This window comes from Photorhabdus namnaonensis, from assembly GCF_001684335.1.
GTDB lineage: Bacteria > Pseudomonadota > Gammaproteobacteria > Enterobacterales > Enterobacteriaceae > Photorhabdus > Photorhabdus namnaonensis.
In genome coordinates this window covers 1-14,001 of the sequence record NZ_LOIC01000093.1, presented here as the reverse complement: position 1 = coordinate 14,001, position 14,001 = coordinate 1, and the positions used below count along the sequence as shown (strand labels likewise).

The following is a 14,001-nucleotide window of genomic DNA, read 5'->3' as shown; positions in this document are numbered from 1 at the left end:
ACCGCTATTCTTCAAATTGATATCATCTGGATAAATATATGGCCGAACCCCGTTTTGTGCACTTACGTGTTCACAGCGACTATTCAATGATTGATGGCTTAGCCAAAACTAGCCCTTTAGTGAAAAAGGTTGCGCAGTTAGGTATGCCGGCTTTTGCGATCACTGATTTTACTAATTTGTGTGGGTTGGTGAGATTTTACGGCAGTGCTCATGGAGCAGGAGTAAAACCGATTATTGGTGCTGATTTCTATGTAGAAAGTGAACTGCTTGGTGATGAGTACGCTAGCCTCACCATTCTTGCGCGCAATAATACCGGTTATCATAACCTGACGTTGCTGATATCAGAGGCTTATCAGAAGGGATATGGTGCGATTGGTCCGACAATTAAACTAGCATGGCTGATAAACCATAAAGAAGGTCTAATCTTACTCTCTGGTGGCCGTATGGGGGATGTGGGTAAATTCCTGCTACGTGGTAATCAGGTCATGGTGGACCAATGCCTTGAGTTTTATCAGGAGCATTTTCCCGGCTGTTATTATTTGGAGTTGAGCCGCACTGGGCGTGCAGATGAAGAAAGTTATCTTCATGCCGCGGTTGCACTGGCAACGGAAAAAAACCTGCCAGTCGTTGCAACTAATGATGTTTGTTTCATTGATAGCGAAGATTTTGATGCACATGAGATTCGCGTAGCGATTCATGATGGCTATACTTTGGCCGACCCCAAACGCCCGAAAAATTACAGTCCTCAGCAATATCTGCGTAGTGAACAGGAAATGTGTGAACTATTCGCTGATATTCCTGAAGCGCTGGAGAACAGTGTAGAAATTGCTAAGCGCTGTAATGTCACTATTCGCCTTGGTGAATATTTCCTGCCGCAATTCCCTACGGGAGAAATGAGTACCGAAGATTATCTGATAGATAGATCTAAACAAGGGTTGGAAGAACGCTTGGCATTTCTCTATCCAGATCCTAAAGTACGTGCAGAAAAACGTCTTGAATATGATGAGAGACTCGATGTTGAACTTCGGGTTATCAACCAGATGGGATTTCCTGGCTACTTCCTGATCGTGATGGAATTCATTCAGTGGTCGAAAGACAACGGTGTTCCTGTAGGTCCTGGACGTGGTTCGGGGGCAGGTTCTTTGGTGGCTTATGCCCTAAAAATAACTGATCTCGATCCTTTGGAATTTGACCTGCTATTTGAACGATTCCTAAACCCTGAACGTGTTTCGATGCCCGATTTTGACGTCGATTTCTGTATGGAAAAACGCGATCTGGTGATTGATCATGTGGCTGATATATATGGCCGTGACGCCGTATCTCAGATCATCACATTCGGTACAATGGCAGCGAAAGCGGTAATCCGGGATGTTGGCCGAGTGCTAGGGCATCCATACGGATTTGTTGATAGGATTTCCAAATTGATACCGCTTGATCCAGGTATGACGTTGGAGAAAGCATTTGCCGCGGAGCCTCAACTTCCTGAAATCTATGAGGCGGATGAGGAAGTTAAGGCGCTGATAGATATGGCGCGTAAATTGGAAGGTGTCACTCGTAATGCCGGGAAACACGCGGGCGGGGTGGTTATCGCCCCAACTAAGATCACCGATTTTTCGCCTCTCTATTGTGACCCGGAAGGTTTGAACCCGGTTACTCAGTTTGATAAGAACGATGTGGAATATGCAGGGTTGGTGAAATTTGATTTCCTCGGACTGAGGACACTGACCATTATCAACTGGGCATTAGAGATGATCAACGCGCGGAGAGCGAAGAAAGGTCTAGAGCCGATTGATATTACAGCGATTCCGCTGAGTGACGCTAAAAGCTTTGATATGTTGCAACGCGCTGAAACAACAGCGGTATTTCAGCTTGAATCCCGTGGTATGAAGGATCTGATTAAACGTCTGCGTCCCGACTGCTTCGAAGATATGATCGCGCTTGTTGCTTTATTCCGTCCAGGTCCTTTGCAATCAGGCATGGTGGATAACTTCATTGACCGCAAACACGGTCGGGAAGAGATCTCATACCCGGATATACAGTGGCAGCACGAATCTTTACAGCCAGTGTTAGAGCCAACTTACGGCATTATCCTTTATCAAGAACAAGTGATGCAGATTGCCCAAGTATTGGCGGGATATACGCTCGGTGGTGCAGATATGCTCCGACGAGCGATGGGCAAGAAAAAGCCGGAGGAGATGGCTAAACAGCGTTCTGTCTTTGAAGAGGGCGCAAAAAAACTGGGGATTGATGGCCAACTGGCAATGAAAATCTTTGACTTGGTAGAGAAGTTTGCTGGTTACGGATTTAACAAATCTCACTCTGCTGCGTATGCTTTGGTTTCTTATCAGACCTTATGGTTGAAAGCACATTACCCGGCTGAATTCATGGCTGCGGTAATGACTGCTGATATGGATAATACAGAAAAAGTTGTTGGTTTGATTGATGAATGTTGGCGCATGGGGCTGAAAATCTTACCACCTGATATCAATAGTGGCTTGTATCATTTCCACGTTAATGATGACGGGGAGATCGTATATGGTATCGGTGCAATTAAAGGGGTAGGTGAAGGGCCGATTGAAGCGATCATCGAAGCTCGCCAGAACGGTGGTTATTTTAGAGAATTGTTTGATTTATGTGCCCGTGTTGACATCAAGAAGTTAAGTCGCCGAGTGATGGAAAAGCTGATCATGTCAGGGGCATTTGACCGTTTGGGGCCGCACCGTGCAGCTCTGATGTCTACGCTGGAAGATGCCCTAAAAGCGGCAGATCAACATGCTAAAGCAGAAGCTACTGGTCAGACTGATATGTTTGGCGTATTAGCAGAAGAGCCAGAAGAAGTGGAACGTTCTTATGCCAATATTCCTCAATGGCCGGAACAGATAGTTCTTGACGGTGAACGGGAAACGTTGGGTCTCTATTTAACTGGGCATCCTATTACCCGTTATTTAAAAGAAATTGAGCGCTATACTAATGGATTGAGGTTAAAAGATGTGAATCCAACACCACGCGGTCAGGTAACGACTGTGATAGGGTTGGTGTTAGCGTCCAAAGTGATTATAACCAAACGGGGTAACCGGATTGGTATTTGTACCTTAGATGACCGTTCAGGACGTCTAGAAGTTATGTTATTTTCCGATGCCTTGGAGAAATACCGGCATTTGTTAGAACAAGACCGGATATTAATTGCTACAGGGCAGGTCAGCTTTGATGACTTCAATGGCGGTCTTAAAATGACAGCTCGTGAATTAATGGATATTAGTGAAGCGCGTGAAAAATATGCGCGTGGGCTTGCTATCTCGCTGTCAGACAGGCAAATTGATGATCAATTGTTGAACCGTCTTCGGAGTGTGTTGGAACCACATCGTTCGGGAACGATACCAGTTCATCTTTATTACCAGAGGGAAGACGCCCGTGCCCGTTTAAGATTTGGTGCGACGTGGAGGGTAACGCCAACGGATAACCTTCTGACAGATTTGCGAACTCTGCTGGGTAATGAGCAGGTAGAATTAGAATTTGACTAAAATAGGAATGTTATGAGTCTGAATTTTCTTGAATTTGAACAGCCGATTGCCGAGCTGGAAGCGAAAATTGATTCGCTAACCGCAGTTAGCCGTCAAGGTGAAAAATTAGATATAAATCTGGATGAAGAAGTACAACGTTTGCGGGAAAAAAGTCTGGAATTGACTCGTAAAATCTTTTCAGATTTAGGTGCCTGGCAAATTGCTCAACTTGCCAGGCACCCACGTCGTCCTTATACGTTGGACTATATTCAGCATATTTTTACTGATTTTGAAGAGCTTGCTGGTGATCGTGCTTATGCTGATGACAAAGCGATTGTGGGTGGTCTGGCTCGTCTTGATGGGCGTCCAGTGATGGTTATTGGTCACCAAAAAGGCCGTGAAACCAAAGAAAAAATTCGCCGTAATTTCGGTATGCCGGCGCCAGAAGGGTATCGTAAGGCTTTGCGCCTGATGGAAATGGCCGAGCGCTTTAAACTGCCAATTATTACTTTCATTGATACTCCTGGCGCATATCCAGGGGTTGGTGCAGAAGAGCGCGGTCAATCTGAGGCGATTGCTCGCAACTTGCGTGAAATGTCCCGCCTGTCTGTGCCTGTTATTTGTACTGTGATTGGTGAAGGCGGCTCTGGTGGCGCATTGGCGATTGGTGTTGGTGATAAAGTGAATATGCTGCAATACAGCACTTATTCTGTTATCTCCCCAGAAGGTTGTGCTTCAATTTTGTGGAAAAGTGCGGAAAAAGCACCTTTGGCGGCAGAAGCGATGGGGATTATCGCATCTCGTTTGAAAGAATTGGAATTGATCGATACAGTGATCTCAGAGCCATTAGGTGGCGCCCATCGTGACTATGAAGCAATATCCGCGTCGTTGAAAGCTCAGTTGTTGGTTGATCTGGCAGAGCTTGATCATCTGACATCTGAAGAGTTAATCGACCGCCGATATCAGCGTTTAATGCAATATGGTTATTGTTGATATCTGAACTCATTGTTTGCATGAGGGGTGGAAATGATTGTAACTGATAAATTTCAGCTATTTCCATCCTTTACTGTTTCTGCTTTATTTTGTATTTTTAATGAAAGTGACGGAAAGCGTTATTAACGGGCAGTGATCTTAAACTGAATAAAATAGGCGATAGCGAATTCATATTACTGCACATTAGAGAACGTTTGAATTTGTAATGACAAACATTAATGAGCGACTATTTGTCACTTTGGCTAAACAGCTTGGTGAATATAAGAAAATCTTGGTTGGATTCAGTGGTGGATTAGATTCCTCTGTTTTGCTTCATTTGCTGGTTAATTGGCGTAATCAACATAATCAGGAAATTCAACTAAGAGCAATGCATATTCACCACGGTTTAAACCTAAAAGCAGATCAATGGGTTGAGCATTGCCAGCAGATCTGTGATGACTGGCAAGTGGCGTTTCATTTTGCAAGAGTCACAATAGATGCTCGTCAAAAAGGGATAGAGGCTGCGGCTCGCGAGGCTCGATATCAGGTATTCAAGCGCGAATTACAAAAAGACGAAATTTTGGTAACAGCTCAACATCTTGATGATCAGGCGGAGACTTTTTTACTGGCATTAAAGCGAGGTAGTGGTCCGGCAGGTCTTGCTTCTATGCCTTCAATCGCTGTATTTGCTGATACATTATTGTTACGTCCGTTACTTGATTATAGTCGGAATGAATTGGAAATGTATGCCAGTAAACATCGTCTGAATTGGATTGAAGACGACAGTAATCAAGATGATCGTTATGACAGAAATTTTCTGCGTTTACATATCATGCCGTTACTGAATCAACGTTGGCCGCATTTCCCTCAGTCGGCTGCTCGTAGTGCAAGTTTATGTGGTGAACAAGAACAGCTTCTAGATGAATTACTGAATGAGTCTTTGAAAGAGCTGATAACCCAAGATGGTGCTTTGGGTATTTCGTCTTTGGTTGTATGTTCAGAAGCCAAACGAAATGCTTTGTTACGCCGTTGGTTTGGTTACCATGAGATGAAAATGCCTTCACGAGAACAGCTTAGCCGGCTTTGGCATGAGGTGGCTCTTGCTCGTACTGATGCTGAGCCTCGGTTACAATTTGGTAAATATGATGTACGCCGTTATAAGCAAAAACTCTGGCTGGTTCCTCAGTGTCAATCGTTGAGAGAGACTATTCTTGAGTGGGATATTTGCAATACTTTGGTATTACCGGATCGCTTAGGAGAATTGAATATTTCTGATTGTGGTATTCAAGTAAGGGTCCCGGCTGATAATGAACGAGTGACTATTCGCTTTGGTGTCCAGGGAATGATAAGTATTGTGGGGCGTCAACACTCCCGGCATAGTAAAAAATTGTGGCAAGAGCTTGGGGTCGCTCCGTGGTTTAGAGAACGAATTCCATTGCTTTATTACAACGAACAATTGATAGCGGCGTTAGGTGTTTTTGTTACCAAGGGAAGTGAAGCGGCAGAAGGAAGAGAGATGTTAACAATTAACTGGCATAAAACGCTGTTAAAATAAAACGTTAAGCCGCCAAAGGCGGCTGTTTTCTATCAAGATTCAGAGTGTTCAATAGTAATAGTGCCAATTTTAGGGTGACTGAAACTGGCAATATGATCTAACCGCAATTCACGGGGTTTACCTTCTGTTTCAATTATCAAGTATTCAACTTTTTTTCTTAAAACCAAATCACAGGCTTTTCCTTCAATAACTTCCCCGCCCCGCAACTTTATGTGGAGATGGAGCTGATGTTGGCAAGTTGACTCAAGATTGTCGTAGTCGTCACAGTTAATTGGTTGATATTCAGTATTTATAGACATATTCGCTCACCACTATGGTTAGTGGCGGTTATTGCCGCCCGTGGTTGTTAAAAATTGTAACTCAAAAGCACTGTTAATGACTATAGCACAGGAAATCAATCGTGATTAATGAATAACTTTGGTTATTCATTCTGAACAGTAAATAAATAAAAGTCTTATTTCACAGCAAGTTCCTGACAAAAGTATTAAAATCGGCCCACGTTATTTTACTATTATCGGGTAACATCCTTAAGAAGGACAGTACTTACGCTATTAGGCTTGAATAATCGCTATGTTCCTTGTGTTACTTATAAGATGAGAATTATAGAGCTCATCATACTGTGTGGAGATAAATGTGAATAAAAAACTTTTGACAGCGTTAGTTGCAGTGGGCGTATCTGCTTTGATGGGATGTAAAGGTAATTCAGCACAGCAAACGAGTTCGCAGCCAGTAGATCAAACTTTTTATGGTACTCTTCCTTGCGCTGATTGTTCTGGTATTGATACCACACTGTTATTGGATAATGACGGTACTTATATTCTGGAACAAACTTATCTTGGTGCTCGTGATGGTGACCAGTCATTCTTTGAATCCGGTCTATGGGCGAAAGATGGAGAGAAAATTCGCCTGACAAAATCAGACGACCAGAAATCTTATTATCTGCCGAAAGGTGAAAACCTAGTAATGCTCGATATTGAAGGCAATAAGATTGAATCATCATTCAATTATGAACTGCAACGGGTAAAACCGAAGAAACTGGCGGGTGAATACAGTTATATGGCTGATGCTGCTTTGTTTACAGATTGTACTACAGGTAAGCGGTATGCTGTAACGGAAAGTCTGGATGTGGAGCAAGGCTATCACCAAGTCGGTGTGGAAGGTGGAACGCCGGTTTATGTTGAAGTTGAAGGTTATTACAGCGTCCGTCCTTCAATGGAAGATGGGCAATTTGATTCCGCTTTGATTCAGACAGGTAAAATCCATTTCGATAAATCGAAATCTTGTAATATGAAGAAATAATTCTAACTTCAGTATGAATGGTGATAATGGGCTAAGAAGTGTAAAATGCTCTGTTGCGTCATGACCATTATCACCATACTATTCAATAAATTACTGCAATAATCCTAATTAACAACCAAGTTGTTGCTTCAAGTAATCAACAACGTCGTCTAGTTTTAGCATCTGTTTTTCATCACCGCGACGATGTTTATATTCTACTTCGCCATTATCAAGATTACGGTCACCAATGACGATAGTGTGTGGTACACCGATAAGCTCCATATCGGCAAACATCACGCCTGGACGTTCCTTGCGATCATCAAAAATAACATCAATGTCGCTAGCGCGTAGATCGGCATACAGTTTTTCTGCGACTTCTTTAACACGGTATGACTTGTGCATGTTCATTGGTAAAATAGCAACTTGGAATGGTGCAATTGCATCAGGCCAGATGATACCGCGGTCATCGTGATTTTGTTCAATCGCTGCGGCGACAATACGAGTAACACCAATACCATAACAGCCCATAGTGACTATCTGATTGTGACCGTCTTCGCCTTGAACTGCCGCTTTCATGGCATCAGAATATTTGGTGCCAAGTTGGAAGATGTGACCAACTTCAATACCTCGTTTGATGAGTAATGTCCCTTTACCATCCGGGCTGTCATCACCTTCAACAACATTACGGATATCAGCAATTTGTGGTAGCGGCAGATCACGCTCCCAGTTGATGCCGAAATAGTGTTTGTCATCGATATTGGCGCCTGCGCCAAAGTCACTCATTACTGCCACACTGCGGTCGATAATAACGGGTATTGGCAGATTGACAGGTCCCAATGAACCCGGGCCCGCACCAACAATTGAACGAATCTCTTCTTCGGTAGCAAAAGTCAGTGGGCTGGCAACTAAAGATAATTTCTCTGCTTTGATTCCATTAAGTTCGTGGTCGCCGCGAACCAGTAAGGCAATCAATTTATGACCTGCGTCTTTTGTTGCGTGAACCATCAGGGTTTTAACGGTTTTATCAATTGGCAGATTGAATTGCTCAACCAGTTCTGCAATTGTTTTTGCATTTGGAGTTTCTACCAGATGCATTTCTTCTGTTGGTGCTGCGCGATCATGAACTGGGGCGACAGCTTCGGCTAATTCAATATTAGCTGCGTAATTGGATTCAGTTGAGAAAACGATATCATCTTCTCCACTGGTTGCCAGAACCTGAAACTCATGGGAAGCACTACCACCGATGGAACCGGTGTCTGCTAGGACAGCACGAAAATCCAAACCTATACGAGTAAAAATTTTGCTGTAGGCTTCGTACATGTTGTCGTAAGTTTCTTGTAATGATGCCTGGGTAGCATGGAAAGAGTAAGCGTCTTTCATTAGGAATTCACGGGAACGCATCACACCGAAACGAGGGCGAACTTCATCGCGAAATTTAGTCTGAATCTGGAATAAAGTCAGTGGTAACTGCTTATATGAGCTGACTTCATTGCGGATCAAATCGGTGATGACCTCTTCATGAGTTGGACCTAGCACAAAAGGACGATCACCTCGGTCAACAAAACGCAGTAACTCTGGACCATATTGTTCCCAACGGCCACTTTCTTGCCATAGATCCGCCGGCTGTACGACGGGCATAGATATTTCAATCGCTCCGGCATTGTTCATCTCTTCTCGAACAATTTTTTCGACTTTTTTGAGTACACGGATACCTGTAGGCATCCAATTATACAGACCTGAAGCGAGTTTACGGATCATGCCCGCACGCAGCATCAGCTTATGGCTGACAACCTCCGCATCGGCAGGAGTCTCTTTTAATGTAGAGAGCAGATATTGGCTAGTACGCATTGTTAGGTTCCATTAGAGCAGCAAATTGCTTCTGACTGGCAAAAATTTGCCAGCCAATAAGAAAACGAAAATAAGCCTTTAGTCTACCAGTGAGTTTAAGATGCCAAAAGGGTATATGCTGATTTTTAATGGGGATCTATGGAGACCACTTCGGTTAATGTGTCACAGATTCTCCAGCGTACATTAAAATCCAGTAAATGAGTTGCATATTCCCGATTTTCCTGTTCTCCTCTCCGGTAAGCAGGACGAGGATCTTGAGCCAAAACCTGACTAATAAAACGGCGTAAGTTCGGATAAATATTTTGAACTGAAATGAGCTGTTGCTCAGCGGCAGGCGAAAATATCACTTCCATATCGGTAGAAGGGGCTTGCTGTGCAAAACCTGCCACTGCATGTGGCTGACATTCAGCAAAAGGTAAATAAGGCTTAATATCAATAACAGGCGTGCCATCAACTAAATCCAGGCTACCCAGTTCCAGAGTAACTTGACCTTTCTTGTATTCGATCCCTTTAAGTTCAATCAGAGACATACCAATTGGGTTTGGTCGAAAAGTCGAACGGGTTGCGAATACGCCCATTTTTGCATTGCCGCCTAGACGAGGAGGACGCACCATTGGCTTCCAACCGCCTTCTATTGTTTGATGGAAGATAAAAATAACCCACAGATGACTAAATTGTTCCAGACCACGAACTGCATCCGGTTGATTATAGGGAGGGAGAAGCACCAATTTCCCACCACCATCTTCAATAAGACCTGGTTGGCGGGGAACGGCAAATTTTTCTTTATAAGGGGAGTGGATAACCCCTATCTGCGTGAAATGGAAATCGGTCATTGGGTGATAAGCAGGGCTGAACCTTCACATATCGCTATCTGGTAGCATCCTTGGCCTGATAATATTTCGCATTGATGCAATAAAACAGCGTTAGCATCCAAATAAGCTGCTTTGGTTATCATCTGGTTGCGAGCCACGGTGATATTCGCTGGTGGATCTTGTAAGGAGCTGCGACATGATTGACCAGAAACAATCCCTAAATCTTTAAATGAGGCACCTAATAATTCTTCATTCTTGGTATATAACTTTACGGATGAGGAAAAATGTCTTTTTTCGCCAGTTGATAGTTTTGTGAGTCTCATATCTGATAACTGGGAAGAGTCAGTAAATGTTGTTTGTTGCATTGAACATCCTGTCATGGACAGTGCTAACAAAGAGGCAAGTAGCCTACGCATTATAGATCCTCGAATTTTCACTGCTAAAGTTAAGCGAGTAGTTTAGGTTAACGAAAAATACCGAAAACATGATGCCATAATAAATCAGGCGGACAATCTGTCCGCCTGATTATTCTAATATCGATGAGCGTAATATGAAAGATTACCAACCTTTCACTGCGCCACCATTAAAGATCTTATTGGCAGCTTCATCAACTTCGTCGGATTGATATGCCTTAACGAATTTCTTAACGTTTTCAGCATCTTTATTATCTTCTCGACTAACCAGTAGGTTTACATATGGAGAATCTTTATCTTCAACGAATAAACCATCTTTCGCTGGAGTCAGGCCAATTTGGCTGGCATATGTCGTGTTGATGATTGCCAGAGCGATTTTTTGATCATCCAGTGAACGTGGTAATTGTGGAGCTTCCAGTTCGACTAGTTTTAGATTCTTAGGGTTTTCAACAATGTCTAAAACTGTTGGCAATAAACCTATGCCATCTTTCAGTTTAATTAGACCTTGTTTCTGTAACAGTAATAAAGAACGGCCTAAGTTCGTTGGATCGTTTGGTAACGCAATTTGGGAACCATCCTGTAATTCATCCAAAGATTTAATTTTTTTGGAATAACCCGCGATTGGATAAACAAAAGAGTTGCCAACTATGACCATCTTATAACCACGGTCTTTGATTTGTTGATCCATATAGGGTTTGTGCTGGTATGCATTCAGATCAATATCACCTTTACTCAGCGCTTCGTTTGGTAATACAAAATCATTAAAGGTTACCAACTCTACATCAAGACCGTATTTATCTTTAGCAACTTTTTTCGCAATTTCAGCAACTTCTTGCTCTGCACCGACGATAACGCCGACTTTAATATGGTTTGGATCTTGTTTTTCTTGCCCACAACCCGCCAAAATTAATGAACCTAAAAGAGCGCTGATAGTTGCGATTGTTCTTAATTTAACAGACATACTTTACCCCTATAGAATACTGATTTATTAGTACCGACACAGGTACTGCTATTAAAATGATCTTATTATTTATGTGTTGTGGCCTTGACTAAACGGTCACCACTTAATTGAATTAAATAAACTAAAATAACCAGTAATACTAATACGGTATTCATTACTGTTGCATTATAACCGATATAACCGTATTGGTAGCCAATCTGGCCTAACCCTCCTGCACCGACAGCACCTCCCATTGCCGAATAACCGACTAAAGTAATGAGGGTAATTGTGGCTGCATTGAGCAAACCGGGTAATGCTTCAGGTAACAGAATTTTCTTTATAATCTGGAATGGGGTTGCTCCCATTGCTCGAGCGGCTTCAATTAGTCCCGATGGAATTTCTAATAAAGCATTTTCCACCATACGAGCGATAAATGGTGCAGCACCTATGGTTAATGGGACAATGGCAGCCTGTAAACCGATCGATGTTCCCACAATTAGTCTGGTAAAAGGAATCATCCACACCAGTAAAATAATAAATGGAATAGAACGAAAAACATTGACTACCGCTGAAAGAAAACGATAGAGCTTGCTATTTTCCATAATTTGACCGGGACGGGTGACATATAATAATACACCTATCGGCAACCCGATAATGAAGCCAAAGAAACCAGAAACAAAAGTCATTACTAGGGTTTCCCAGACGCCTTTAGCCAGTAATAAAATCATTCCTTCAGACATAACCGAGAACCTCTACTTTCACATGATGATCTTGTAAAAACTTAATCGTTGATTCAGCGCCGCCATTTTCACCGTGTAATTCCGCTAGCATCACACCAAATTTTACGCCACCGGCATAGTCGATTTGAGAACTTAATATATTCATATCAATATCAAAACGACGTACCGCCATTGAAATCAGTGGAGCATCTACAGACTGACCGGTGAACTCTAATTTCAATAATGGACTAAGATCTGGTGCTGGGTGGCTTTGCATTTTTTGTACATAATCTTCAGGGATATCCAGATGCAAAGTTGACTGAATAAATGCCTGAGCGATAGGTGTTTTGGGATGAGAGAACACTTCACTAACAATGTCTTGTTCAATCAATTGCCCACCACTAATAACGGCTACCTGATCACAAATACGTTTGACGACATCCATTTCATGTGTAATCAACAGAATGGTTAGTCCCAGACGGCGATTAATGTCTTTCAATAATTCCAGAATAGAACGTGTTGTTGCGGGATCCAGAGCGCTGGTTGCTTCATCACATAAAAGTACTTTAGGTGAATTAGCCAGAGCACGAGCAATAGCAACACGTTGCTTCTGTCCGCCAGAGAGATTTGCTGGATAAGCATCATGCTTATCTGCAAGACCAACAAGCTCCAATAACTCGTCTACCCGCTTTTTGATTTCGGCCTTTGGAATGTTATCTAATTCCAAAGGTAAAGCTATGTTGCCAAATACTGTTCTTGAAGACAGCAAATTAAAATGCTGGAAAATCATGCCGATACGACGACGTGCACGGGTTAAATCACTATCAGATAAGATAGTTAAATCCTGACCATCGACCAGTACTTGCCCGGAAGTTGGACGCTCAAGCATATTTACACAGCGAATCAGTGTACTTTTACCTGCGCCAGATGAGCCAATGACACCGTAAATTTGCCCTTGCGGAACATGTAGGCTGATATCTGAAAGCGCGTTAATAGAACGGGCACCCTGCTGGAATATTTTATTGATATGAGACAGTTTTATCATTTTTATTCTTATTTGTTTTTATAAAAATTTTGAAAATTGATGGCTTGAACATTTTTGAGAAAGCAAACCACCTATTGAATCGGATGTTAAGGTGTCTAGACGTCTAAGTCAACTGTGAATAAATTAATTGCTGCATTCTCATTCATAGCTAAATCGTGCGATACTGAGGGCATCTTACATTCTTGGAGCAATCGGGTGACACAAGGTATTCCTGCCGTATTTTTAGATCGTGACGGAACAATAAATATCGATCATGGTTATGTACATGAAATAGATGATTTTCAATTTATCGATGGCGTTATTGAAGCCATGATTGAATTGAAAAAGATGGGGTATGCACTGGTATTAGTTACAAACCAGTCAGGTATTGCCCGTGGCATTTTCGATGAAGAGCAGTTTTTGCAACTGACGGAATGGATGGATTGGTCGCTAGCAGATCGTGGTGTAGATTTGGATGGCATCTATTATTGTCCTCATCATCCAGATGCAACTGAAGGGCAATATAAGAAGAGTTGTGACTGCCGCAAACCACAGCCGGGTATGTTGCTGGACGCGCAGAGGGAACTTGGTATTGATATGACGGCTTCTTTTATGATTGGTGACAAACTCGAAGATATGCAAGCTGCGACTCTGGCAAAAATTGGCACTAAGGTATTGGTTCGCACAGGTAAACCTGTTACCACTGAAGCTGAACAAGCAGCTGATTTGATAATAAATAGTCTTGCAGACTTACCTAAAGTAATTAAAGGCATCAAAAAATAGGCTTTTTGTTCTTTACATCAACATTATGTTGAAAAAATCTGCAAATAAAAATTTTTTTCAAATAAATACTTGCCAGCGTCAAAGAACTCCCTATAATGCGCCACCACTGACCGACACAACGCTGATAAACATTGTGAGGTCAGGCAGAGAAAAAGCG

At 42.5% G+C, this 14,001-nt stretch carries 12 protein-coding genes; 5 read left to right on the top strand and 7 right to left on the bottom strand.

Annotated elements, in window-relative coordinates; all coding sequences use genetic code 11:
* Positions 1-38 precede the first annotated feature (38 nt).
* The 3 genes from dnaE (at position 39) to tilS (ending at position 6,027) form a co-directional block, all read left to right on the top strand.
* Positions 39-3,521 (top strand): DNA polymerase III subunit alpha, encoded by a 3,483-nt coding sequence (gene dnaE, locus Phpb_RS20795; protein ID WP_065392036.1) that lies wholly within the window; start codon positions 39-41, stop codon positions 3,519-3,521.
* A 12-nt stretch (positions 3,522-3,533) separates the two neighbouring features.
* Positions 3,534-4,493, top strand: a complete 960-nt coding sequence (accA, locus tag Phpb_RS20790; RefSeq protein ID WP_065392035.1) for an acetyl-CoA carboxylase carboxyl transferase subunit alpha — start codon at positions 3,534-3,536, stop codon at positions 4,491-4,493.
* Between the two features lie 205 nt (positions 4,494-4,698).
* Positions 4,699-6,027, top strand: coding sequence for a tRNA lysidine(34) synthetase TilS (gene tilS, locus Phpb_RS20785; RefSeq protein ID WP_065392034.1), 1,329 nt, complete (start codon positions 4,699-4,701; stop codon positions 6,025-6,027).
* Between the two features lie 32 nt (positions 6,028-6,059).
* On the opposite strand, the gene rof is transcribed toward tilS, so the two are convergent.
* Entirely contained in the window at positions 6,060-6,326 is a 267-nt protein-coding gene (rof, locus tag Phpb_RS20780) for a Rho-binding antiterminator (RefSeq protein WP_036781226.1), read from the bottom strand.
* A 334-nt stretch (positions 6,327-6,660) separates the two neighbouring features.
* On the opposite strand from rof, the gene nlpE reads away from it, so the two are divergent.
* On the top strand, positions 6,661-7,326 hold the full coding sequence (gene nlpE, locus Phpb_RS20775) for an envelope stress response activation lipoprotein NlpE (RefSeq protein ID WP_065392033.1): 666 nt from the start codon (positions 6,661-6,663) through the stop codon (positions 7,324-7,326).
* Positions 7,327-7,434: 108 nt separating this feature from the next.
* Here the strand turns inward: nlpE and proS are convergent, their stop codons facing one another.
* The 6 genes from proS to metN all read right to left on the bottom strand — a co-directional run bounded on the left by proS (position 7,435) and on the right by metN (position 13,082).
* Entirely contained in the window at positions 7,435-9,153 is a 1,719-nt protein-coding gene (gene proS / locus Phpb_RS20770) for a proline--tRNA ligase (RefSeq protein ID WP_065392032.1), read from the bottom strand.
* Between the two features lie 125 nt (positions 9,154-9,278).
* Complete coding sequence (gene tsaA, locus Phpb_RS20765; RefSeq protein WP_065392031.1) at positions 9,279-9,986, bottom strand: tRNA (N6-threonylcarbamoyladenosine(37)-N6)-methyltransferase TrmO; 708 nt, start codon at positions 9,984-9,986, stop codon at positions 9,279-9,281.
* Positions 9,983-10,381 (bottom strand): Rcs stress response system protein RcsF, encoded by a 399-nt coding sequence (gene rcsF / locus Phpb_RS20760; RefSeq protein WP_065392030.1) that lies wholly within the window; start codon positions 10,379-10,381, stop codon positions 9,983-9,985. The genes tsaA and rcsF overlap by 4 nt, the downstream gene beginning before the upstream one ends.
* Before the next feature lie 142 nt (positions 10,382-10,523).
* On the bottom strand, positions 10,524-11,339 hold the full coding sequence (locus Phpb_RS20755) for a MetQ/NlpA family lipoprotein (RefSeq protein WP_036812082.1): 816 nt from the start codon (positions 11,337-11,339) through the stop codon (positions 10,524-10,526).
* Positions 11,340-11,404: 65 nt separating this feature from the next.
* The gene (locus Phpb_RS20750) at positions 11,405-12,058 is read right to left on the bottom strand and encodes a methionine ABC transporter permease MetI (protein ID WP_040154155.1); all 654 of its coding nucleotides are present in this window, start codon (positions 12,056-12,058) and stop codon (positions 11,405-11,407) included.
* Positions 12,051-13,082 carry a methionine ABC transporter ATP-binding protein MetN gene (gene metN / locus Phpb_RS20745; RefSeq protein ID WP_065392029.1) on the bottom strand — a complete coding sequence of 344 codons (1,032 nt, stop codon included), beginning with the start codon at positions 13,080-13,082 and terminating at the stop codon, positions 12,051-12,053. Before metN ends, Phpb_RS20750 begins: the two co-directional genes overlap by 8 nt.
* A 195-nt stretch (positions 13,083-13,277) precedes the next feature.
* Between metN and gmhB the strand changes: the two genes are divergently transcribed.
* Positions 13,278-13,844, top strand: coding sequence for a D-glycero-beta-D-manno-heptose 1,7-bisphosphate 7-phosphatase (gene gmhB / locus Phpb_RS20740; protein ID WP_065392028.1), 567 nt, complete (start codon positions 13,278-13,280; stop codon positions 13,842-13,844).
* The last annotated feature ends 157 nt before the right edge of the window (positions 13,845-14,001 follow it).